This window comes from Streptomyces sp. NPDC005181 (assembly GCF_040608395.1).
Lineage (GTDB): Bacteria > Actinomycetota > Actinomycetes > Streptomycetales > Streptomycetaceae > Streptomyces.
In genome coordinates this window covers 17841-41158 of sequence record NZ_JBEXID010000063.1, presented here as the reverse complement: position 1 = coordinate 41158, position 23318 = coordinate 17841, and the positions used below count along the sequence as shown (strand labels likewise).

The 23318-nt window shown below is 69.2% G+C and carries 14 protein-coding genes and 1 pseudogene; 14 read left to right on the top strand and 1 reads right to left on the bottom strand.

What is annotated here, in order from left to right; all coding sequences use genetic code 11:
* The 7 genes and pseudogenes from ABZV38_RS29480 to ABZV38_RS29450 form a co-directional block, all read left to right on the top strand.
* Positions 1 to 486: pseudogene (locus ABZV38_RS29480) on the top strand (xylose isomerase); the annotation flags it as partial.
* Positions 487 to 630: 144 nt separating this feature from the next.
* Entirely contained in the window at positions 631 to 1893 is a 1263-nt protein-coding gene (locus ABZV38_RS29475; RefSeq protein WP_356331481.1) for a sugar ABC transporter substrate-binding protein, read from the top strand.
* An 11-nt stretch (positions 1894 to 1904) separates the two neighbouring features.
* Entirely contained in the window at positions 1905 to 2852 is a 948-nt protein-coding gene (locus tag ABZV38_RS29470; protein WP_356331480.1) for a sugar ABC transporter permease, read from the top strand.
* A gap of 5 nt (positions 2853 to 2857) precedes the next feature.
* Complete coding sequence (locus ABZV38_RS29465; protein ID WP_356331479.1) at positions 2858 to 3715, top strand: carbohydrate ABC transporter permease; 858 nt, start codon at positions 2858 to 2860, stop codon at positions 3713 to 3715.
* Positions 3716 to 3723: 8 nt separating this feature from the next.
* The gene (locus ABZV38_RS29460) at positions 3724 to 5103 is read left to right on the top strand and encodes a GH1 family beta-glucosidase (RefSeq protein WP_356331478.1); all 1380 of its coding nucleotides are present in this window, start codon (positions 3724 to 3726) and stop codon (positions 5101 to 5103) included.
* Positions 5104 to 5396: 293 nt separating this feature from the next.
* Positions 5397 to 7037, top strand: coding sequence for a cytochrome c oxidase subunit I (gene ctaD, locus ABZV38_RS29455; protein WP_356331483.1), 1641 nt, complete (start codon positions 5397 to 5399; stop codon positions 7035 to 7037).
* Entirely contained in the window at positions 7034 to 7423 is a 390-nt protein-coding gene (locus ABZV38_RS29450) for a cytochrome c oxidase subunit 4 (RefSeq protein ID WP_356331477.1), read from the top strand. Before ctaD ends, ABZV38_RS29450 begins: the two co-directional genes overlap by 4 nt.
* 9 nt (positions 7424 to 7432) lie before the next feature.
* Here the strand turns inward: ABZV38_RS29450 and ABZV38_RS29445 are convergent, their stop codons facing one another.
* Positions 7433 to 9073, bottom strand: a complete 1641-nt coding sequence (locus ABZV38_RS29445; RefSeq protein ID WP_356331476.1) for a cytochrome bc complex cytochrome b subunit — start codon at positions 9071 to 9073, stop codon at positions 7433 to 7435.
* Between the two features lie 560 nt (positions 9074 to 9633).
* Here ABZV38_RS29445 and ABZV38_RS29440 point away from each other — a divergent pair.
* From ABZV38_RS29440 to ABZV38_RS29410, 7 genes are all read left to right on the top strand, one after another.
* On the top strand, positions 9634 to 11121 hold the full coding sequence (locus ABZV38_RS29440; RefSeq protein WP_356331482.1) for a hypothetical protein: 1488 nt from the start codon (positions 9634 to 9636) through the stop codon (positions 11119 to 11121).
* Between the two features lie 1006 nt (positions 11122 to 12127).
* Positions 12128 to 13081, top strand: a complete 954-nt coding sequence (locus ABZV38_RS29435; RefSeq protein WP_356331475.1) for a hypothetical protein — start codon at positions 12128 to 12130, stop codon at positions 13079 to 13081.
* Positions 13082 to 13325: 244 nt separating this feature from the next.
* On the top strand, positions 13326 to 14294 hold the full coding sequence (locus ABZV38_RS29430; protein WP_356331474.1) for a sugar phosphate isomerase/epimerase: 969 nt from the start codon (positions 13326 to 13328) through the stop codon (positions 14292 to 14294).
* Positions 14295 to 14380: 86 nt separating this feature from the next.
* Positions 14381 to 17680, top strand: a complete 3300-nt coding sequence (locus ABZV38_RS29425) for a PQQ-dependent sugar dehydrogenase (protein WP_356331473.1) — start codon at positions 14381 to 14383, stop codon at positions 17678 to 17680.
* A gap of 279 nt (positions 17681 to 17959) precedes the next feature.
* Positions 17960 to 19168, top strand: coding sequence for an ROK family transcriptional regulator (locus tag ABZV38_RS29420; protein ID WP_356331472.1), 1209 nt, complete (start codon positions 17960 to 17962; stop codon positions 19166 to 19168).
* Positions 19169 to 19495: 327 nt separating this feature from the next.
* Entirely contained in the window at positions 19496 to 21589 is a 2094-nt protein-coding gene (locus tag ABZV38_RS29415) for a DUF4139 domain-containing protein (RefSeq protein ID WP_356331471.1), read from the top strand.
* 8 nt (positions 21590 to 21597) lie between these two features.
* Positions 21598 to 23160 carry a DUF4139 domain-containing protein gene (locus ABZV38_RS29410; RefSeq protein ID WP_356331470.1) on the top strand — a complete coding sequence of 521 codons (1563 nt, stop codon included), beginning with the start codon at positions 21598 to 21600 and terminating at the stop codon, positions 23158 to 23160.
* The last annotated feature ends 158 nt before the right edge of the window (positions 23161 to 23318 follow it).

Below are 23318 nucleotides of genomic sequence, written 5' to 3'. Positions count from 1 at the left end.
AACTTCCCGCACGGCATCGCGCAGGCCCTGTGGGCCGGCAAGCTCTACCACATCGACCTCAACGGCCAGTCCGGCATCAAGTACGACCAGGACCTCCGCTTCGGCGCCGGCGACCTGCGCCAGGCCTTCTGGCTCGTCGACCTCCTGGAGACCTCCGACTACGAAGGCCCGCGCCACTTCGACTTCAAGCCGGTACGCACCGACGGCATCGACGGAGTCTGGGAGTCCGCGAAGAACTGCATGCGCAACTACCTCATCCTCAAGGACCGCGCACTGGCCTTCCGCGCCGACCCGGACGTCCAGGAAGCACTGCACGCCTCCCGCCTCGACGAGCTCGCCCAGCCCACCGCCGAGGACGGCCTCAAGAGCCTGCTCGCCGACACCAGCGCCTACGAGGACTTCGACGTGACCGCCGCCGCCGAACGCTCCATGGCGTTCGAGGCACTCGACCAGCTCGCCATGGACCACCTGCTCGGCGTCCGCTGAGCCCACCGGGAGCCAGCGGTCCGCCGCCGGACACCCCGCCTCGCCCGGTACGGACCTGCCGACCCGTACCGGGGCGTACGAATCTCCTGGTCGGGACAGAGAGGTCCCGCCGGGCCGGCACCCCTCTCATGCAAGGGCACCCACGTGACAGCATCTTCCCCGGACGGCCTGCGCCATCGGCGCCGTCGTCGTAATCGGCGGGTCATCGTCCCGCTCACCGTTGTCTCCGCGATCGTCGCCGGCACAGCTCTCGCGGGTTGTGGCCAGCAGCGGGACGACAATGTGTACACCGTCCTGAACTCGTCGACCGACGACTCGTACCACAACTGGGACGCCGCCACCCTGTCGCGGTGCAGCAAGAAGCTCGGCGTCACCATCGAGCAGCAGAGCGTTCCGGCCGCGCAGGTCATGACGAAGTCCCTGCGGATGGCCTCCTCGAAGTCGCTCCCGGACATCATCCAGTTCGACGGCTCCGAGATGCCGACCTTCGCCGAGACCGGCGGGCTGAAGGACCTCACGAAGCTGGGCGTCTCCACCGACGACATCCCCCAGGGCATCGTCGACTACGGCTCGTACAAGGGCACCTATTACGGCGCGGCGCGCACGGTGAACACCCTCGCGCTGTTCTACAACAAGGACGTCCTGGACAAGGCCGGCCTGGAGGTGCCCACCACCTGGGCCGAGATGCAGGAGAGCGCGAAGAAGCTCACCCGGGGCAGCCGGTACGGCATCGCCCTGAGCGCGGGCGGCGCGGAGGACGGCGTCTACCAGTTCACGCCGTTCATGTGGTCCAACGGCGGAAACGAGACCGACCTCGGCAGCAAGCAGGTCGTCGAGGCGCTGGACTACTGGAAGGCGCTGCTCAAGGACGGCTCGCTGTCCAAGTCCACGGTCAACTGGACGCAGGCGGACGTCAACGACCAGTTCATGGCCGGCAACGCAGCCATGATGATCAACGGTCCCTGGCAGGTCGAGACCCTCAACACCAAGAAGGGGCTCAACTGGGGCATCGCACAGATCCCCGTCCCCGAGACCGGCGACGACTCGGTCGGTCCGCTGGGCGGCGGCATGCTGACCGTCCCGGACATCGATGACACCGCCCGGGAGAAGACCTCCGCCCGCATCATCAACTGCATGACCAGCGAGCAGGAAGAGATCACCTACGCGCTGAACAGCTGGATGATCCCGGCCAACCAGAAAGCCGCCGACACCTGGCGCAAGAAGGTTCCCGAGCTGAGCTCGCTGGCCGACCAGGTGGCCACCGCCCGGTCCCGCACCGCCAAGCTCGGCGCGGGCTGGTCCTCGGTGTCGCTCGCTCTGCAGAGCGCCTTCCAGGCCGCTCTCACCGGCCAGTCCAGCGAGAGCGTCCTCGAGCACGCACAGCAGCGTGTCGAGAGCGGGAACTGAGGTAACTGAACATGTCGACCACCACTGCTCCCGCGCCCGTCGCGCCCGTCGCCACGAGCAAGAAGACTCCTGACCCGCTGAGGGCCAGGCGCCGCAGAAAGCTCTCCCAGTGGGGCTTCCTCGCCCCCGCGGTCGTCTTCATGCTGCTGTTCTTCGGCTACCCGCTCGTCCGTAACGTCGTGATGAGCTTCCAGGACTACTCGCCGTCCACCTTCTTCACCGGTAAGGCCCCGTTCAACGGGTTCGACAACTGGAAGAATGTCTTCGAGAACGACCTGTTCGGCAAGGCTCTCCGGCAGACCATCCTCTTCACCATCGGTTCGCTGATCGGCCAGTTCTGCATCGGTCTGGCGCTGGCGGTGTTCTTCACCAAGCGGTTCCCGCTGGGCGGGGTGCTCCGCTCACTGATCCTGCTGCCGTGGCTGGTCCCGATGGTCGTCTCCGGCATCGTCTGGCGGCGCATCCTCGACCAGGACACCGGTGTCCTCAACTCCTTCCTCGGCGTCTTCGGCCTCGGTGACACCCCCTGGCTGACCAGCACGAGCATGGCCCTGGTCTCCGTCGTCCTGGTCAACATCTGGATCGGCATCCCGTTCAACATGGTGATCCTCTACGGCGGACTCCAAGAGGTCCCCAAGGCGCTGTACGAGGCCGCGGCGCTCGACGGTGCCTCCGCCTGGCGGACCTTCCGGTCCATCACCCTGCCGCTGCTCAAGCCCGTCATCACCGTGGTCCTGGTGCTCGGCTTCATGTCGACCGTCAAAATCCTCGACCTGATCCTGGCCCTCACCGACGGCGGACCCGCCGATTCCACGCAGACCCTGGGCACCCTGACGTACCAGAACTCCTTCGTCTCGCTGGACTTCGGAGCCGGTGCTGTGGTCGGCAACATCCTGATCCTTATCTCCGCCGTCTTCGCGGTGTTCTACCTGCGGGCCAACCGCAACGAGGGGAAGTGACCGGCATGGCGACCATCACCCACACCCCCGCTGTCCCGTCGCAGGCCGGCCGGAACAAGCCGAAGCGCCGCTGGGGCTCCATGATCGCGGGCCTCGTCATCCTCTGCGTGATGCTCTTCCCGCTCTACTGGATGATCAACACCGCGCTGCAGCCCGAGTCCGGGCTGCTGGAAGTGGATGCGATCCCGCACAGCCTGGACCTGTCCGGCTTCAGCTCGGCCCTCAGCGAGCAGGGCACCAATCTGCTGACCTCACTGGCCGTCGCGCTCGGCGCCGTCGTCATCTGTCTGGCCATCTCCGCGCCCGCCGCCTACGCGCTTGCCCAGTTCAAGCTGCCGGGCACCAAGATGATCGTCTTCGGCACGCTCATCACCCAGATGGTCCCGGGCATCGTCATCGCCAACGCCCTCTACAGCGCGTACGTGGACCTCGGTCTGGTCAACTCGTACTTCGGCCTGATGCTGGCGGACGCCTCGCTGGGCATCCCGTTCGCGATCGTGCTGATGCGCTCGTTCATGGTGGCCATCCCGCGCGAGGTCATCGAAGCCGCCGAGGTCGACGGTGCGGGACGCTTCCGTACCTTCGTCCAGGTCGTGCTGCCGATGAGCCGCAACTCGCTGATCACCGCCGGTCTGTTCTCGTTCCTGTACGCGTGGAGCGACTTCATGTTCGCCCTCACGCTGAACACCACCGACGACGTCAAGCCGATCACGCTGGGCATCTACCAGTACATAGGCGCGCACGTCGGTGACTGGGGTTCCGTCATGGCCGCGGCCGTGCTGTCCGCGATCCCCGCGGCGATCCTGCTCGTCCTCGCCCAGAAGTACATCGCTGCCGGTATCTCCGGTGGCTCCGTCAAGTAAGGTCCGTCATGAGTGAGTTCCCCGCCTTCCCACCCGGATTCGTCTTCGGCGCGGCCACGGCCTCGTACCAGATCGAGGGCGCCGCGCAGGAGGACGGCCGCGGCCCCTCCATCTGGGACACCTACAGCCACACGCCGGGTAAGACGGACGGCGGCGACACAGGTGACGTGGCCTGCGACCACTACCACCGCTACCCCGAGGACATCGCGCTCATTCGCGACCTGGGCGTGGATTCGTACCGCTTCTCCGTCGCCTGGCCGCGGATCCAGCCCGACGGCAGCGGGCCGGCCAACCGGAAGGGCCTGGACTTCTACTCCCGGCTCGTCGACTCGCTGCTCGAAGCGGGCATCGAACCGGCCGCCACCCTCTACCACTGGGACCTGCCCCAGGCGCTGGAGGACCGCGGCGGATGGCGGGTGCGGGACACCGCGGAGCGGTTCGGCGAGTACACGTCGATCGTCGCCGAGCACCTCGGCGACCGGGTGCCGCGCTGGATCACGCTCAACGAGCCCTGGTGCAGCGCCTTCCTCGGCTACTCCGTGGGCCGGCACGCGCCGGGTGCCAAGGAGGGCACCGGGGCACTGGCAGCCGCGCATCATCTGCTCGTCGGTCACGGCCTGGCGATGAAGGCGCTGCGCGCCGCGGGGGTCCGCGAGGCGGGGATCACGCTCAACCTGGACCGCAATGTCCCCGCCACCGAATCGGACGCCGATCTTGCCGCCGTCGTCCGTGCCGACACCCAGCACAACCTGGTGTGGACCGAGCCGATCCTCGGGGGCCGCTACCCGGCGACCGATGAGGTGACCTGGGGCGAACTGATCACGGCGCAGGACTTCCGCCGTGAGGGCGACCTGGAGCTGATCTCCCAGCCGCTGGACTTCCTGGGAATCAACTACTACCGGCCCATCGTGGTCGCCGCCGCCCCGTACCGCGAGGCGGACCCGGCGCTCCGGGTTGCCACGGACAACCGGTACACCGAGACGGACTACCCGGGTGTCCGGCACACGGCGATGGGCTGGCCGGTCGTCCCCGAGTCCTTCACCGATCTGCTGACCGCGCTGAAGGAGACGTACGGTGACGCCCTGCCGCCGGTGCACATCACCGAGAACGGCTCCGCCGAGTTCGACACCGTCGACCCGGACGGTGCCGTCCACGACACCGACCGGGTGAGCTACCTGCACAGTCACCTCACGGCCCTGAAGGCGGCGATGGACGCCGGTGTCGACGTACGCGGCTACTACGTCTGGTCGCTGCTGGACAACTTCGAGTGGGCGCTGGGCTATGCGAAGCGGTTCGGGATCATCCGGGTCGACTACGACACCCAGGAGCGGACCCCGAAGGACAGCTACCGCTGGTATCAGCAGCTGATCGCCGCGCACAGGTCGTGAAGGATGTCCTCATGTGCCGGTCAGGCTCTGGTATCCAGCCTGTCCGGCACATGAGGACAGAAACACCGCGCTCTCCGCCCTGCATTCGCCGCCGGGCCCTGGGACACCCGATCGGAGCACCGGTGAACCGGTGAATTCCGAGGTGTCACCGCCAGTCGTACGGGCTGTTCATGGTGGCAGGCTCCACCATCGAGTCAACCGGCCGGGACGGAGAACCGATGGCGCAGGACCTGCAGGAAGCCGCGTCGGCCGAGCCGGTGGCCAACAAGCGCATCAATGCCGGCGTGAGGCTCATGGGCTGGCTGACGACCACGGATCACAAGGTCATCGGCAATCTCTACATGGTCACCGCGTTCGGCTTCTTTCTGCTGGCCGGAGTGATGGCCATGCTGATGCGAGCGGAGCTGGCCCGGCCAGGACTTCAGATCGTCAGCGCAGAACAGTACAATCAGCTGTTCACCATCCACGGCACCGTCATGATGCTGCTGTTCGCCACACCGATGTTCGGCGGCTTCGCGAACGCCATCATGCCGCTGCAGATCGGCGCGCCCGATGTCGCCTTCCCCCGCCTCAACGCCCTCACCTACTGGCTCTTCCTCTTCGGCGGAATCATGGTGGTGTCCGGATTCGTGGTGCCCGGCGGCGCGGCACACTTCGGCTGGTTCGCCTACGCCCCGCTGAACAGTGCCGTCTTCTCGCCCGGCGCCGGCGGAGACCTCTGGACCATGGGCCTCGTGCTGTCGGGGATCAGTACGACCCTGGCATCGGTCAACTTCATCACGACGATCGTCTGTCTGCGCGCCCCGGGTATGACCATGTTCCGGATGCCGATCTTCACCTGGAACGTTCTGTTCACCTCGATCCTCGCGCTGCTCGCGTTCCCGGTGCTCGCTGCCACGCTGCTGGCCCTCGAAGCCGACCGGAAGTTCGGGGCGCATGTGTACGACTCCGCCAACGGCGGGGCGCTGCTGTGGCAGCACCTGTTCTGGTTCTTCGGGCATCCCGAGGTCTACATCGTCGCGTTGCCCTTCTTCGGAGTGGTGAGCGAGATCATTCCCGCGTTCAGCCGGAAGCCGATGTTCGGGTATTTCGGGATGGTGATGGCCACGGTCAGCATCACCATGCTCTCAGCGGTTGTCTGGGCTCATCACATGTTCGCTACGGGAGCCGTTCTCCTGCCGTTCTTCTCGGCCATGTCGTTCCTCATCGCCGTGCCCACCGGTGTCAAGTTCTTCAACTGGATCGGCACCATGTGGCACGGCAGTATCACGTTCGAGACACCCATGCTGTGGGCGATGGGCTTCCTCGTGACCTTTCTCCTCGGCGGCCTCAGTGGGGTGCTGATCGCCTCGCCCCCGCTTGACTTCCACCTCACCGATTCGTACTTCATCGTCGCCCACCTCCATTACGTACTGTTCGGAACAGTGGTCTTCGCGATGTTCGGCGGCTTCTACTTCTGGTGGCCCAAGTTCACCGGACGCATGCTGGACGAGCGCATCGGACGTATCCATTTCTGGACCTTGTTCCTCGGCTTTCAGCTGACCTTCCTCGTCCAGCACTGGCTGGGGGAGGCCGGAATGCCTCGCCGTTACGCCGACTATCTTGCGGCGGACGGCTTCACCTTGCTCAATACGCTCTCGTCCGTCGGCTCCTTTGTGCTGGGCCTGTCGACGCTGCCGTTCCTGTACAACGTGTGGCGCACCAGTCATTACGCACCCAAGGTCGAGGTGGACGACCCGTGGGGGTTCGGCCGTTCCCTGGAGTGGGCGACCTCCTGCCCACCCCCGAGGCACAATTTCCGGGCACTGCCCCGCGTACGTTCCGACTCGCCGGCCTTCGACCTGAACCACCCCCTGACGCCGGAGAAGGTGCTGGGCCCCGGCCGCGGCGGGTCCCACTCCACTTCGGGCGCTGAAGAGGAGTCGGGCGAGTGAAGACCGAGGCCATTCTCTTCGCCGGAGTCGCGGGCTTCTTTCTCGTGACCGATGTTCTCTACGCCGTGTGGTCCCGGGATCCGACAGGCACGGCGGCTCTCACCGTCTCGTCCCTCATGGCCTTGCTGGTCACGTTCTTCTTCGCCACCAACTACCGGAGGAAGGGACTGCGCCCCGAGGACCGCAGGGAGGGGCACATCCATGAGCGGTCCGGTCCGGTGGGCTTCTTTTCTCCGCAGAGCATCTGGCCGTCGCTGACAGCCACGGGGGCGGCCCTGCTCGCTCTCGGTGTGGTGTTCGGTCTGTGGCTCTTCCTGATCGGGCTGGGCGTGGTCCTGGCGGGGGTGTTCGGAATGGTCTTCCAGTACGTGCGTGCGCAGGGCTGAGGGCAGTTCTCAGTCCTCGGGCTCGCGGACCGGATCCGGCGGCGCCGTCCGCTCCGCGATCCGCGACCGTTGCTCGTCCGTGGCGGGCAGTTCCACGCGGTCCCCGTAGTACCAGCCGCTCAGTACGGTCCGAAGCCGTCGCCGACGCGAGATCGAGCCCTCGGCGGGGAGCTCCAAGGGCGTCGGGACGTCACGCATCAGGATGCGGTAGCGGGCTGTCGGGCTCAGGCCACGGTGGCTCTCCGAGAGGTCGCCGTTCACCGACTGGGTCACTTGGCCGGTCTCCTCGCCCTCGGTCAGCCGGCGCCGGTCCCGCATCTGAAGGGCGAGGCAGAGGCATTTGGTCAGCGCGAAGGCCAGCAGCGGCGCGGCGATCAGCGCGATTCTGAGGATCCAGGTCATGGCCTCGACCGAAACCCTGAACGAGAAGGCGACGACGTCGTTGCCGCCGGCGACCAGGAGAACGGCGTAGAAGACGACGGCCGCCACACCGAGCCCCGTACGGGTCGGCCGGTTGCGCGGCCGGTCGCACAGATGGTGCTCCACGCGGTCGCCCGTCACCCACTTCTCGAAGAAGGGATAGAGGAACAGCACGGTGAAGACCACACCTGGCAGCACGATCGTCGGAATGAACACATTCCACATAATGGTGTGGCCGGCGATGTTGGTCTCCCATGGCGGCATCAGCCGGAGCGCGCCCTCCAGGAACCCGACATACCAGTCCGGCTGCGCGTTACCGGACACCTGGTCGGCGCGGTAGGGGCCGTAGTTCCATACGGGGTTGATCTGGGCGAGCCCGCCCAGCAAGGCCAGTACGCCGAACACCATGAAGAAGAAGCCGGTGGTCTTCGCGGTGAAGTGAGGGAACGCCGGTGAGCCGACGGCATTCTTGTTGGTCTTCCCCTGACCCGCCCAGTGGGTGTGTTTGAGATGGACCACCAGGATGAGATGAGCGGTGATCAGCGCCACGATCAGGCCGGGCACGAGCAGGACATGCACGGCGTACAGGCGGGGGATCACCGCATCGCCCGGAAACTGTCCTCCGAAGACGAACAGCTCCAGGTACGTTCCCACGACAGGGATCGACCCCATGATGGTGGCCGCCGTCCTCAGGCCCGTACCGGACAGCAGGTCGTCGGGCAGTGAGTAGCCCGCGAATCCTTCGAGGAGCGCGAGTACGAACAGGGTAACGCCCACGATCCAGTTGGCCTCCCGCGGTTTACGGAAAGCGCCGGTGAAGAAAATCCGCAGCAAATGGACGGCGATCGCGGCGACGAACACCAGTGCCGCCCAATGGTGGATCTGACGGATCAGCAGGCCTCCGCGCACGGCGAAGCTGATGTCGAGGGTGGTGGTGTAGGCCTGCGTCATCCTCACGCCCTGAAGGGGCGCATAGGAGCCGGTGTAGACACTCTCCATCATGCTCGGGTCGAAGAACAGGGTGAGGTACACGCCGGTGAGGACCAGGACCACGAAGGAGTAGAGAGCGATCTCGCCGAGGAGAAAAGACCAGTGGTCGGGAAAGGCCTTGCGCAGCAACTGCCTGGCCAGCTCGCTGACGGGCAGGCGCTCATCCAGCGCAGCGTATCCACTGACCGCCGCCCGCCCGACCTGGTTCTTCGGCTGCGCCTTATGTCTCCGCAGGGACATGCACCACTCTCCCGTCGGTCTCCCTTCCGCCACCCGCCCCTTATTGTTCCGGTTCGCCCTTTACGGGCAACGCATTACTCGAAGGGATTACGCAGAATCGCGGTATCGGCACCTGATCGGCCGACCGGGCCCCGACATGTCGGCTGGGGCCGCGCGGGTGCGTCGGGCCCGCCCCGTCGGCGATGTGCGGGGCCTGCCGCCGCACGGGAGGACGCGCCTCGCCTCGTCGCCCTCGACGCCATGACTCCGTTCGCCCGACCGGCGCTCTCCATAGGCGGTTGGCGGAACCCTGAACGTCGGCGACTCCTCTCACAGCCGGCGCCGTCCCCGCGAACATCCGGTCCGTGACAGATGATGCCCCCGTGACCACTGGGTGAGCCGCCTGCTGTTCGCCGCCCTCCTCCGCACGCCTGGCAGCGCGTGTGCTCCACATGGCCGATCGAAATTGACCATTTTTGCCCGGTACTTGCAGAGTTGCGCCCAGAGCCGGCCTGCTGCCCAGTGCTGTGGAGGACTGATCCATGCCCGACCGACTGGCCGTCGGCCCGCGAGTGACGCAGATGCGGCTCTCCGGTGCCGACGACGCGTACGGCCGCCCGCTTCCCTGGCTGGCGGCCGTCGCCGCCGCTTTTGCTCTCGTCCAGTTGGTGCTGGTGGTGCCCGGCTCGGGACTCGGCTGGGACGAGACCGTCTACGTCAGCCAGGTCAGCCGGGATGTCCCCGCCGCGTTCTTCAGTGCGCCCCGGGCCCGGGGAATTTCGTATCTGGTCGCGCCCGTGGCCGCGTTGACCTCCTCCACTGCTGCGCTGCACGCGTATCTGGCGCTGTGCTCCGCAGGCGGACTCTTCCTCGCCTTGTGGGTCTGGCGTCGTCTCCTGCCACCCGGGGTTCTCGCCGGCGCGGGCGCGATGTTCGCCGGGCTGTGGATCACCCTGTACTACGGCCCGATGGCGATGCCCAACCTGTGGTGCGCCCTGGGGTCGCTGGCCGCCGTGGGCTGCTTCCTACGAGCCGTCAGGGACAGGACGGACGGAATGGCGCTCGTCGGCCTCGCCGCCGGCGTGATCCTGGTCGCCCTCATGCGGCCGCCGGACGCCTGCTACCTGGTCCTGCCTCTGGCCGTGGCAGCACTGGCGGTCCCGGGCTGGCGACGTCCGGCCGTGCTGGTGGTGCTCGTGGTCGCCCTTCTCCTCGGCACCGCACCGTGGATCATCGAAGCCCACCTGCACTACGGCGGCGTTGCCGCCAGGTTGCACCGTGCCAGCGAGATTCAGGGCGGGCTGGGCCGGCATCTCGCCATTGACGATCAGATTCGAGCCCTGGACGGGCGGACCCTGTGCCGCCCGTGCGACGTGCCCTGGAAACACCCGGTCACCGCGGCGTGGTGGTTCGCGCTGCCGCTGCTCACGGCGGGCGGCATCCTCGCCGCCCGCGCGCGCCGCTCTGCCGCCGTCCTCGCGACCCTGGTCGCGGCGTCCATGGCGACGCCCTACCTGTTCATGATCGACTACGCGGCCCCCCGGTTCCTGCTTCCCACCTACGCCCTGCTGGCGATTCCCGTCGCCGAGTGCCTGCGCGGCCTGTTCACCTCCGCCCGCCCCGCATGGCGGCCGACGGTCGCCGTGTTGCTCGCGTTCGCCCTGGCCGGTCACTTCGCCGTCCAGTACTGGGTACTCGGCCATGTCGTCGCCCGCAGCCGCGTGGCGCGGCAGGAGTACACGGCGATCGCCGACCAGCTGCACCTTCTGGGAGTAGGCCCGCCCTGCGTGGTCACCGGTTTCGACGCGGTGCCGATCGGCTACTACGCCGGCTGCGCGTCGCGACAGATCGGCGGCCACGACGCGAGCATCACAACCGACGGCCTGCGCGCGGCAGCGCGTCGCACACCTGTCGCGGTGATCGTGGCTCCCGGGCACAAGCCACCCGCCTACGCCCGTGCCTGGCGGCCCGACTCCCTGCCACCGCTGCGCGGGGACGCAGGCCTCTCCGTCTACGTGTCGCCCGCCGAACAACGGGACCGCACCACGGCAGAAGGGCTGTCCCCCTGACGCAGGCCCCTGGCGCCGGCCTGCACGCGCCCTATGTGCCGTAACAGCGCTCGGTCATGTTCAAACCCGTCCGCGCAGGGCTTCCGCGTCCAGAGCACGCAGCATGCGGGGCGTGTCCACCACAGCCTCTGCCGCAGCCGCCCCGTAGGCACTCGTCCTCCCCACACTCTCCCCCGGCGCATCCGTCTCCGCTCCGCGTCAACCGGAACTCGGTCAGCACCTTGGACGAGCCGCTGACGGGGCGCCGGGTACTGGTGCGCGGCGGTGCCCATGCCGATGCCGCGGCAGCTCGCACCCGCATCGTCTGGGCGGATCCGCGGCAGTCAACCTGACCGCCAGTGTCGCCGACATCGTGCTCCTGCCGGGTGGAGAGAACTACCTGCGACCGCCCGGAACCTCGTGACCCCCGACCGGCCGTCCCGTACGCGCCGTACCTGAACGACATCACCGGCTGCGACTTCCCCGGCCTCGCCCCCCTCTGCTGCGACTGCCCGGCCGCGGCGACCGAGCAGGCCCGGTCGCACTTCCCCGACGACTCAACTCGACTGCCGTCGAGGCGCGTTACTTGCGCCGAGCCGTTGAGCCCCCCCATCCCCTTCGCGGCTGCGAACGCGGTGACACAGCCGCGCCGTTGGCGCCGACGCCCTGGATGTTCCGTCTCCTTTTCCGCGGCACCTCACACCTTTTGATGAATCATTAGAAAGTTTCGGAGATTCGTACCGAACCTCTGGACAGTCCCCCACGCGGCGCCCTAATCTCTCGGCCCACCGAGACATGCGTTTCGTCCCGGTAACACCGCAGCCGATCGGCGTTCCCTCGAACGCACTTCACCTCACGAGTCTTTCCACGTCTCTCCCCCCATGGCCGGGCCACCGCCCGTCGCGAGGCACCGCGCGATCGCTGTCACAGCGGTCGTCGCTCACGCACCGTTTCAGCACCCCGTCGAAACACGGGGAAACCGGCCGGGTCACCGACTCTGCCGTGACCGCAGCGGAAGGGAAGCGACATGAAGATTCTTACGTTCATCGCCACGGCCTCACTGGTGACATCCGGGAGCCTGGTGGCTCTCTCCGGCTCCGCCCAGGCCGCGCTCTACACCACCTGTGTCGGTGACGGCGGGGCCGTGACCGTCAGCAACGACCTGGTCGTACCGGCCGGGAAGTCCTGCACCCTCACCGGCACAAAAGTCAAGGGCACGGTGACGGTCGAGGCCGGAGCCGACCTCGTGGCGGCGGGCGCCACCTTCAACGGCGCGGTCACCGTCGAGGAGAACGCCTATCTCGACCTCACCGACACCACCGTCAAGGGCGCGCTGACCACCAATTCCGCCTTCGGCGCGCACCTGGACAAGAGCAACCTCAAGGAGGTCGACGCCACCGAGGGATTCGTCTACGTGGTCGACTCGACGCTCGGCGGGAACGTCCGCACCGAGGCCGGCGAGCTGTACGTCTCCGGCAGCACCCTCAACGGCTCGCTGACGGGTCACGGAAACCAGTACAGCGACGTGTACGACACCACCGTCAAGGGAGCGCTCACCGTCAACGGGAACACCCTCGGCGGCGTGTTCTGCGCCAGCGAGGTGTACGGCGCCGCGAAGTACGCGGGCAACGCCGACAACCTCCAGCTCGGCGGCGAGGGCCTGATCGGATCCTGCGCGGGCGCCTCGTACTTCGGCGGCAACCTGGCGGTCACCGACAACACCGCGAAGGCCGTACTCGACAACGCGATCGTACGCGGCGGGCTCACCGCGACCGGCAACGACCCCGTCCTGGTCGTGGGCGAGTTGGCGCGAATCCGGGGCGCCGTCACCGGAGAGACCGCCGCCGCCGGCGCGTCGTCCTCCCGCTCGGCCAAGGAGGCGGCGCCCCAGGACCGTGCTGCCGACCTCGCCGGGAAGGCCGCCGCCCGCGCCGCCGCGGCGCGGGCCGACGCCCACGAGGCGGGCAAGTCCCGCCTCTGACGCCGAGCGGCACAGTCAGCGGTACACGCGGCGACACCGGCAGGTGACGGCGGCCGCCCCCGTCGCGAACCTCCGCACCGCGCGGCGGTTCCCCTCCCGTCGCCAACCAACCACCCACCCACCCACGCTCGTTCCGCTGTGTTCCGGAGTCCGTGGATCCGCCATCGCGGCGCGCACTGCCGAGCGGCAGCCCGGCCGCGCGCCCCGATCCGTACCTTCTTCTCCTCATTCCCCAGGAGTGACCGTGAGTCATATTCACAAGTCCTTCGACCGTAGGGACTTCCTGCGCGCCACCGCCGGCACCACCGTGGCCATCGCCGCCGCCTCTGTCACCGGGGCCGCCGCAACCTCCGCCGCCGCCGCGCCGAGCAGTCTGTCCATCCCCAAGGACCGCATCGGCATCCAGCTCTACAGCATCCGCGACAAGGTCAGTGCGCTCGGCTTCGCTGTCGTCCTTCCCGAACTGGCCCGGATCGGCTACAAGGAGATCGAGTTCGCCGGATACACCCAGTCCACCTCCATCCTGGGCCGGCAGATCACTCTCCCGGAGATCCGCAAGCTGCTCGACAACCACGGACTGCGCGCCGTCGGCAGCCACGTCGGCATCGGCAATCTGCGCACCAACCTCCAGGCCGAGCTGGACGCCGCGCAGATCCTCGGGATGCCGCACGTGGGCACCGCCAACGCGCCCTCGAACGTCAACACCGTCGCGGGCTACCGCGCCGCCGCCGACGAGTTCAACGTCTGGGGCGCCGCGGCGACCGCGCGTGGCCTGAAGCTCTACCAGCACAACTACGCAGGCGAGTTCGCGTTCGCCACCGACCAGCCGTCGGTCCGGCTGTACGACGTGTTCCTCAAGAACACCGACCCGCGCCATGTCTATCTGGAGCTGGACATCTACTGGGCGTACGTGGGCCAGTACCGCTGGCCCGGATTCGACCCCGCCGCGTACGTGCGCAACCAGCCCTACCGCTACCCGCTGTTCCACATGAAGGACGGCGACGCCAACGCAGCGAACGCCAACGGCTTCGACATAGTCGAGTTCGGTGCCGGTGACCTTCCGTACGAGAGGTTCGTCCGCGACATCGGGCCGCGCGCCTCACACATCGGCATCTGGGAGCAGGACACCGCCCCCAACACCCAGCCCAATCCGCCGGGTTCGCTCGGCGCGGCGGAGCGCAGCTTCACGGCGCTCAAGGGGCTCCTCGGCTGAGAGGGCCCCGAAGAAGAGAGGCGCCTCCGCGCGGGGGCGCCTCCGTGTCCGCTCCTTACCGCCAGCGATCGAGGAGACGCATCACCGTGCACCGCACCCTGAGACGCCTGATCACGGGGGTCCTGCTCGTGGCACTGCCCGCGCTGGGCGGTATGGCCCTCGCGCCCGCCGCCCAGGCGCACCCGGGCCACGAACACGCCCTGGACTGGTCCAACTACGAGAAAGTCACTCTGACGAAGGACACCGGCGAGCCGATCGATCTCGCCGTACTGCCCGACAACCGCGTTCTGCACACCGCCCGGAACGGCGACGTGCGGCTCACCGACCCCGGCACCGGTGTCACGAAGGTCGTCAACCACGTCGACGTGTACCAGAACTCCGAGATGGGGTTGCAGACAGTCACGCTCGACCCGGACTTCGCCACCAACAAGTGGGTCTACCTGTACTACTCGCCGCCGCTGAACACCCCGGCCGGCTCCGCCCCGCTCCAACTGCCCGCTGGGCAGAACGACTCGTACTGGAAGCAGTGGGAGGGGTACGACACCCTCACCCGATTCAAGTGGACCGGCGACAAGCTCGACCTCTCCACCGCGCAGGAGATCATCCGGGTCGACACCACCCGCGGCCAGTGCTGCCACGTCGCCGGTGACGTGGACTTCGACGGGGAGGGGAACCTCTACCTCGCGACCGGCGGCAACACCCCGGCGTCGGGCCCGAACGTCAACGGCTACACGCCGATCAACGACGCGGCCGGCTACAACCCGGGGCTCGACGAGCGCCGCGGCTCGGGCAACACCAACGACCTGCGGGGCAAGATCCTGCGGATCGACGTCCAGGAGGACGGCAGTTACACCATCCCGGAGGGGAACCTCTTCGAGCCTGGCACGGCCAAGACCCGTCCCGAGATCTTCGTGATGGGCCTGCGCAATCCCTTCCGGCTGGCTGTGGACCGCGAGACCGACGCCGTGATGTGGGGCGACTACGGACCCGACGCCGGTACCGCCGACCCGAACCGCGGGCCGATGGGATACGTCGAGTGGCAGACCACGACCAAGGCCATGAACAGCGGCTGGCCGTTCTGCACGGGTGACAACAGCAAGCCCTACCGGGACTTCGACTTCGCCACCCTCACGCCCGGCCCCGCCTTCGACTGCGCGGCGCCGGTCAACGACTCCCGCTGGAACACCGGCCTGACCGAGCTGCCCGCGCCTGTGCCGGCCACGCTCTGGTACGGCGACCGGGACACCGACCAGCCGTGGCCCGAGCTGACCGCCTTCCGCGGTCCCGGCGGTCCCGGCGGTCAGGCCCCGATGGGCGGTCCGGTCTACCACTACGACGCGGACAACCCCTCACCGGGCAAGTTCCCCGAGTACTGGGACGGCAAGGCGTTCTTCGCGGAGTTCTCCCAGGACTACGTCGCCGCGTTCACGCTCGACGGGCCGGACGGTCCCGTGAGCAAGCTGGAGAACGTCCTGCCCAACAGCGAGCGTTCGCAGAACGGCATCCCGCAGTGGGACAACCCGATGGACCTGGAGTTCGGCCCGGACGGCGCGCTCTACGTCCTCGACTACGGCGACGGCTTCTTCCGGCAGAATCCCGACGCGGGTCTCTACCGGATCGACTACGCCGAGGGCAACAAGGCACCCACCGCCGTGATCAAGGCCGACAAGACGTCCGGCCAGGCCCCGCTGGAGGTCTCGTTCAGCGCCACCGGCTCCAGTGACCCGGAGAACGGCGACCTCACCTACCAGTGGGACCTCGACGGCGACGGCACCTTCGACGCCACCGGGCCCACGGCCAGCCGTACGTATCCGGAGAACGGGCAGTTCCAGGCCCGGCTGAAGGTCTCCGACCCGCAGGGCAAGTTCGGCCTGTCGAGCCGTCAGATCACGGTGGGCAACACGGCGCCGACGGTACGGATCACCTCGCCGCCCGACGGCGGGTTCTTCAACTGGGGCGACGCCGTGCCGTACGGCATAGCCGTCGAGGACCCGGAGGACGGCACCACGCCGGACTGCGCCAAGGCCGCCTGGACCTTCGGTCTCGGGCACAATCAGCACGGGCACCCGGTCAACAGCGGCACCGGCTGCACGGGCGGCGTCGCGACCCCGACCGACGCGGGACACGGTGACACCGAGAACGTCTTCGGCGTCCTTGGGATCACCTACACCGACAAGGGCGCGGGCGGCGTTCCACCGGCGACCGGTGACGCCCAGGTGGTGCTCAACCCGGCCGTCATGCAGGCCGAGCACTACGACTCGGCGGAGGGCGTCACGATCACGGACGACACCACGGCGTCCGGACAGCGCAAGCTGACCTCCTTCGACGCGGGTGACTGGATCGCGTACGACCCGGTGTCGTTCGCCGGGATCACCGGGGTGAAGACCCGTGCCAGTGGCGCCGGCACCCTGGCGCTGCGCTGGGGCGCGGCCGACGCCGAGCCGTTCGCCACCGTGTCGGTTCCGGCCGAAGAGGGCTGGCAGTCCATCACCACCTCGCTTCCGAACGCCCCTTCGGGGAGCAGTGAGGTCTTCGTCACCAGCTCCGGCGGTGTCGAGCTGGACTCGATGACCTTCCAGGGTGCGGGCGTCGCGGACAAGACCGCGCCCAAGGTCAACGCCACGCTCAACCCGCCCCGACCCAACGGTGACGACGGCTGGTACACCAGCAACGTGTCGCTCGCGGTCTCGGCGACCGACAACGGGACGGTCGCCAGCCGTCAGTACTCGGTCGACGGCGGGACGACGTGGCAGTCGGCCAACGCGGCCGTCACCCTGTCCAATGAGGGTGCCACGAACGTCCGTTACCGGGCGACCGACAACGGCGGCAACGTCTCCGAGGTGGGTTCGCTCACCGTACGGATCGACCGCACCGGTCCCACGGTGGCGGTGAACGGTCTCGACGCCGACGGCGTCTACGGGGACTCCAAGCGCCCGACGCCGGTCTTCTCGGCACAGGACGCGGTGTCCGGCGGGGCCACCGTGACGGCCACGCTGGACGGCAAGTCCGTCACCTCCGGCCAGGCGCTGGAGCTGTGGCGGCTGCCGCTCGGGAACCATGACCTCACGGTCAGGGCCCGGGACCAGGCCGGCAACACCAGCACGAAGACGGTGGCCTTCACGACCCGTACCTCCTACGCGGACATCCGCGCGCTGATCACCCAACTGCGGGCCGACGGCCTGATCACGGCGCAGGGACAGCAGCGGCTGACTGTACGGCTCGCCCAGGCCGAGGCGCACGCCGACGCGGGCCGCACCAGTCAGGCCACGGCCGTGCTGGAATCGTTCGCCGGCTACACGTCCGACACCGCCCTGGTGCCGGACAGCGCGGCGGGCGCGGCCCTGGCACGGAGCGCGCGGGCGCTGAAGGGAGGGGCCACCGGCTGACGCCGGGACGGACGCAGCTGCCCCGCTGTCACCGGCGGGGCAGTTCTGTGCCCGGACTCTGTGACAGGGGCCTGCTTCCGGGCGGTGGGGGCCCCGCCGGGGGGAGCTCCGTCAACGATGCGGCAACTTTCGGCGTTCTGTGAAAAAGTTGCCGGAAGCCGCCCGCGCCCCTGCGGCCCCGCGAGCTCGAGCCCTGCCGGGCGATACGGTGCCCGGCCCCGTACCGCCCCCGCGACAACTCCCGAAAGCTGTCCAAGGGCGTCCAGAGGAAGTGAGTCCGTGAACATCCAGTACCGCGTGTTGAGTCTACTGCGTGACAACGGCCCGTTGTCCCGCGCCCAACTCGCGGACCGGCTGGAGGTCCCGCGCCCGCGGCTGCTCGGCGAACTCGACCGCATGGTCGCCGCCGGGCGGGTCCGTGAGGCGGGCCCCGCCGCGTCGCGCGGCGGGCGGCGCTCCACCCTCGTCCAGCTCGACCCCGGTGTGCGCTTCGCCGCCGTCGATCTGGGCGCCAGCTCCGTCGACATCGAGATCACCGACGGCGCGCTCACACCGGTGGCCTCCTGTTCCGAACCGGCAGACATCCGCTCCGGACCGGTCGCCGTGCTCGGGCGCGTCAGTGAACTCCTGCGCGCGATGGCCGACCAGGGGCACTACACGCGGCTCGACGCAATCGGCATCGGCCTGCCGGGGCCGGTCAGCTTCCGGGAGGGCGTACCCGTCTCGCCGCCGATCATGGTGGGCTGGAACCGCTTTCCGGTACGCGACACCCTCGCCCGCGCGCATGGCTGCCCCGTCGTGGTCGACAACGACGTCAACGTGATGTCCCTCGGGGAGCAGCACAGCGGAGTCGCGAGGACCGTCGACCATCTCCTTTTCGTGAAGATCGGCAGCGGTATAGGCTCCGGCATGCAGCACCACGGCCGTATCTACCGGGGCGCGGAGGGGTGCGCCGGCGACATCGGACACGTCCAAGTCGAGGCCGAGGCGGACGGGCCTGTCTGCTCCTGCGGGAACACCGGCTGCCTGGAGGCGTACTTCGGCGGGGTGGCTCTGTCCAGGGACGCCACGGAGGCCGCGAAGTCCGGCCAGTCGCCCGCCCTTGCCGAACGGCTCGCCGAGCGGGGGGTATTGACCGCCCTGGATGTCGCGGAGTGCGCGGACGGCGGCGACAGCACGAGCGTCAACCTGGTCCGGGCCGGCGGCCACCGGGTCGGGCAGGTCCTCGCCACGCTGGTCAGCTTCATGAACCCGTCGATGATCGTGATCGGCGGCGGTCTGACCGGGCTCGGCTATCCCCTGCTCGCCGAGATCCGCAGCGTCGTGTACAAACGCTCACTTCCCCTGGCCACCGGCAATCTGCCGATCGTCATGTCCGAACTCGGCCCCCGCGCGGGGGTCGTGGGCGCCGCGCTCCTGGCAAGCGAACTCGCGTACGGTGAGGCGTCGGTGGCTGGGGACGTCGGGAGAGGAGAGGCCACCGGATAGAGCACTCTCCAGCACTGCGGCCCAGAACCTCGCATCCGCCGTGGTTACCGCACTGGCCGGGGCCCTCATGGTGACTCTCCTCGGATCCGGCGTCGTCCAGGCCCGTCCAACGGTCGGACGTCATCTCAGATCCACCCCAGGACAGGCTGGAACAGGCCGTCCGCAGCACTGCGATGAATGCCCCCCGCCTCCTGTAGGAGGGCGTGAAACGGCTGCTCAGCCAACAGGGCGTGTGGTCCTGGGCGCCATCCTCCTGATTCGACGCGGACGCGTAGACCGCTCGGGCGTAGGCTTCGCTCAGCATGGACGCGGCGGGGGGCGGAGCACATGACGGCTGAGTCAACACAGAGGTGGGGGTCGACCCTCGATTCGGTCGTGGTGTACGCGCAGGGCGCGGTCTGCCGACGCCTGGCCCGGGGCAGCGTGTCGCCTGACGGGCGGGTGCGGGTGACGGGACTGCCCCGCTCGCTGGACCCGGGCTCGCTGCGGACCCGTGTCCTGGGCGCCCCCGGGGTGCGCGTCACCGAGGCCCGGGTGGAAGTCGAGGCCGAGCCGCTCGGCACGGGCACACCCGACGAGTTGCGGCGCGAGGTCGAGCGGCTGAGCGACGAGTACGCGGCGGCGCAGGGACGCCGGGACCGACAGTTGAGCCTGATCGAGGAGGTCAGGGCTCTCCACCCGGTCCCACCTGCCCGCAGGCGCGAGGACCCGCACCGCCGCACCCCGGTCGACGCCTGGCTGGAGCTCGCCGACTTCGTCGACGAGCGGCTGGCGGGACTGCACAACCGCCTCGTCGAGTTGGAGGAGTCACTGCGCAACGTCGAGCACGAGCTCACCGTCGCCGCCGACAGGCTCGCCCGCGCCTCCACCGACGCGCCGTCAGCGCACGTGGAGACCACGGTCTGCGCGGTCCTGACCCTCGACGGCACCGGTGGTGCGGAGGTGGAGCTGGAGCTGGAATACGGGGTGCCGGGCGCCGTCTGGGTGCCGGCCTACCGTCTCACTTACTGTCAGGGCGACGGCAGCGGCTGCCTGGTGCTGCGCGCCTCGGTCGCCCAGCGGACCGGCGAGGACTGGACCGGCGTGCGCATAGCCCTGGCCACCGCCGATCTTCGACGCCGCACCGACCTGCCGAGGCTCCGCTCGATCCGGATCGGACGCAGTCAGCCCGCCCCCGCGCCTTCCGGCTGGCGCGAGCCCCCGGCCGGGCTCGTCGACCTGTTCTGCGGGTACGACGCGGCAGGCCCCGGCCCGGCCACGGCCGCCGCACCCGCGGCTGTCCGGGCCGGCTCCGCGCCCATGGGTGTCGCGGGCGGCTCCGCGTCCGGTCCCGTTCCGCCACCGCCGCCGGCACCGCAAAGCTACGGCGGTCCGCCGGCCGCAGTCCCGGTGCCCGGCGGCGCAGACGGCGCTCCCCCGGAAGTCTTCGGCGGCGGGATGCCCGCCCTCGCGCAGCCGGCCGGGTCGCGACCGGGCGACGGGTCGCGTACCGGCGGCAGGTCCTTCGCGGGTGCCCCCGCCGCCATGGCGCCCGCGGCTCCTGGCCGGGCTGCGCCGCCACCCCCTCCGGCACCGGTAGCCGGTCCGCCGCAGCCGAGCGGCGCCGAGCTCGACTATGCCGCCCTTGTCCTGTGCGGCCCCGACGAGCAGGGCGGTCGCAGAGGCCGGCTGTTTCCCGAGTCTCCCTTCGACCCGGTGGCGGCCGAGTACCGCCGCCGCGCCGAAGCGGTGGCCGCGCTGCCGTTGCCCGGACAGGCCGTACGGCCCCGCGAGTCGGCGGCTTCCTTCGACCACCGCTTCGATGCCACCGCCCGCGCCGACATTCCGTCGGACGGCACCTGGCACACCGTCACCGTCGGCGAGATCCCGGTCGGCCTGCGTACCGAGTACCTCTGCGTGCCGTCCGTTGAGCAGACCGTGTACGCGACGTTGGTGCTCTCCAACGCCACCGACCAGGCACTGCTGGCCGGCCCGGTGGAGGTCACCGTCGACGACGACTTCCTACTGACCGCCGCACTGCCCACGCTTGCCCCCGGCGGTGTCCGCCGGGTGGGGCTCGGGCCGGCCGAGGTCATCCGGGTCACCCACCGTACGAACCTGCACGAGTCGACCTCGGGTCTGCGCAACAACACCACGGTGCTCGACCACCGCGTCCACGTGGAGCTGGCCAACCTGCTCGCGAGGCCCGTCACCGTGGAAGTCCGCGAGCGGGTGCCGGTCACCTCCGAACCGGACGTCCGGATCGAGGAACGGGCGGACTGGACCGTACCCGAGGAAGGCACGGGGCCCGATCGACATGCGCCGGGCACCCGCGTCTGGCGACTGGACCTGCCCGCAGGCGCCACTGCCGCCTTCGACGGCGGCTACGAGATCCGCATCCCGACCGGCAAGGCCCTGGTCGGCGGCAACCGCAGGAGCTGACACACCCCATGTCCACGGCCCCGAAGCCGATCGCCCTCCCCGTCACTGCCGTCACGTGCCTCGAGGATCGCGCCCACATCGAGCGCGCCGTCGTGCTCGACCTGGAGGCCGGGGTCCAGCGGCTGCGTCTCGGGCCGGTCAGTGCGCTGGCCGTCGACCGGACTCTCCATGCCGAGCTGACCGCCGATCACCCCGCGACCGCGCTCGACGTGCGGATCGTCCGCAGCTGGGAGCCGCGCGGGCCGCTGCCGTCCACCGACGACGACTCCGCCCTGCGCCACCGCGTACACACCCTCGAAGAGGAGCGGCTGGCCCTGGGGCGGCGACGCGACCGGCTGCATGCCCGCCTTGACCTGCTCGGCCGCCTCGCCGCCGATCTGCTGCGGGAGATCGGCGAAGGCGCCGGCTCCGGGGAGACCGAACGGCCCCGCTGGGCCCGCGAACTGGACCGGGTGGACGACGAACGCGACGTGCACGGCGAACAACTCCGCACCGTGGAGGCCCGGCTGGCCGCCCTCGCTGTCGAACTCGGAGAAGCCCAGCGGGCCATGCGTCTCTCCGAGGAGGAGTCCGCCGAGCTGATCGGCCATATCGAGTTGACCGTGGAGACCGCGGTCGCCGGGCCGGTCGGGCTGCGCCTGAGCCACCTCACCCCGTGTGCGCTGTGGCGGCCCGCCTACCGGGCCGTGCTCGGCGGGGACTCCCTGACACTGGAGACCGACGCGATGGTCTGGCAGCGCACCGGTGAGGACTGGTCGGACGTACGGCTGACATTGTCGACGGCCCGCTCGGCGCTGGCCACCGATCCGCCACGGCTGGGCGAGGACCGGCTGACGCTCAAGGACCGCTCCGCAGCGGAGCGCCGCACGGTCGACGTCGAGCTGCGCGAGGAGGAGATCGGAGCCCTCGGCCCGGCCCCGGTGCTCGGGCTGCCGGGGGTGGACGACGGCGGCGAGGCGCGGGTGTTGAGATCCCCCGCGCCGGTCTCGGTGCCCGGTGACGGCCGCGCCCACCGAGTGCTGCTCTCCGCATTCACCACGGCCGCGCCCAGTGAGTACGCCTGCTCACCGGAGTTGTCCCCCCTGGTCACCCAGGTGGTGCGGTTCGACAACGTGTCCGGCCACGCGCTGCTCGCCGGGCCCGTGGACCTGGTCCGCGGCAGCGGATTCAGCGGCCGCGGCACGCTGGACCTCACTGCCCCCGGCGCCCCCGTTGAGCTGGCCTTCGGCAGCTGCGACGACTACAGGGTGGTCCGGCATGCCGAGGAGTCCCGCGACTCCGCCGGTATCACCCAGCGGACCGTGGTCACCCGCACGGTCCGGCTGCACCTGTCCCGGTTCTCCGCCCCCGGGGAGCACGACGAGCGGGTGGTCGTCCTTCGGGAGCGGATCCCGGTCTCCGAGGTCTCGGCGGTGGAGATACGCCTGCACAAGGATTCATGCTCCCCGGCGCCCGACGTGGTCGACGCCGAGGGCATCGCCCGCTGGGACGTCACCCTCCCGCCCGGCAGCCGCCGTACGGTCACCCTGGTCTACGAGCTGTCGGCGAGCGCCAAAGTCACCGGGCTCTGAGTTCGGAGGGCCGCTGCACGCCCGCTGGTGCAGGCCTGGTCTTGGCTCCCGCCCCAGCCGGCAAAGCCCACCCATCCGCCGCTCTCGCCGCGCCCACGCGTCAGCGCCTATCGGACCAAGATCCGGACCATCCATGGACCAGTTACGCCTTCAGCCAC

Coding starts and splice junctions, on each gene's coding strand:
- ABZV38_RS29440 (WP_356331482.1), top strand. CDS start 9,634: ATGCGGCTCTCCGGTGCCGACGACGCGTACGGCCGCCCGCTTCCCTGG.
- ABZV38_RS29465 (WP_356331479.1), top strand. CDS start 2,858: ATGGCGACCATCACCCACACCCCCGCTGTCCCGTCGCAGGCCGGCCGG.
- ABZV38_RS29445 (WP_356331476.1), bottom strand. CDS start 9,073: ATGTCCCTGCGGAGACATAAGGCGCAGCCGAAGAACCAGGTCGGGCGG.
- ctaD (WP_356331483.1), top strand. CDS start 5,397: ATGGGCTGGCTGACGACCACGGATCACAAGGTCATCGGCAATCTCTAC.
- ABZV38_RS29470 (WP_356331480.1), top strand. CDS start 1,905: ATGTCGACCACCACTGCTCCCGCGCCCGTCGCGCCCGTCGCCACGAGC.
- ABZV38_RS29460 (WP_356331478.1), top strand. CDS start 3,724: ATGAGTGAGTTCCCCGCCTTCCCACCCGGATTCGTCTTCGGCGCGGCC.
- ABZV38_RS29415 (WP_356331471.1), top strand. CDS start 19,496: ATGACGGCTGAGTCAACACAGAGGTGGGGGTCGACCCTCGATTCGGTC.
- ABZV38_RS29435 (WP_356331475.1), top strand. CDS start 12,128: ATGAAGATTCTTACGTTCATCGCCACGGCCTCACTGGTGACATCCGGG.
- ABZV38_RS29410 (WP_356331470.1), top strand. CDS start 21,598: ATGTCCACGGCCCCGAAGCCGATCGCCCTCCCCGTCACTGCCGTCACG.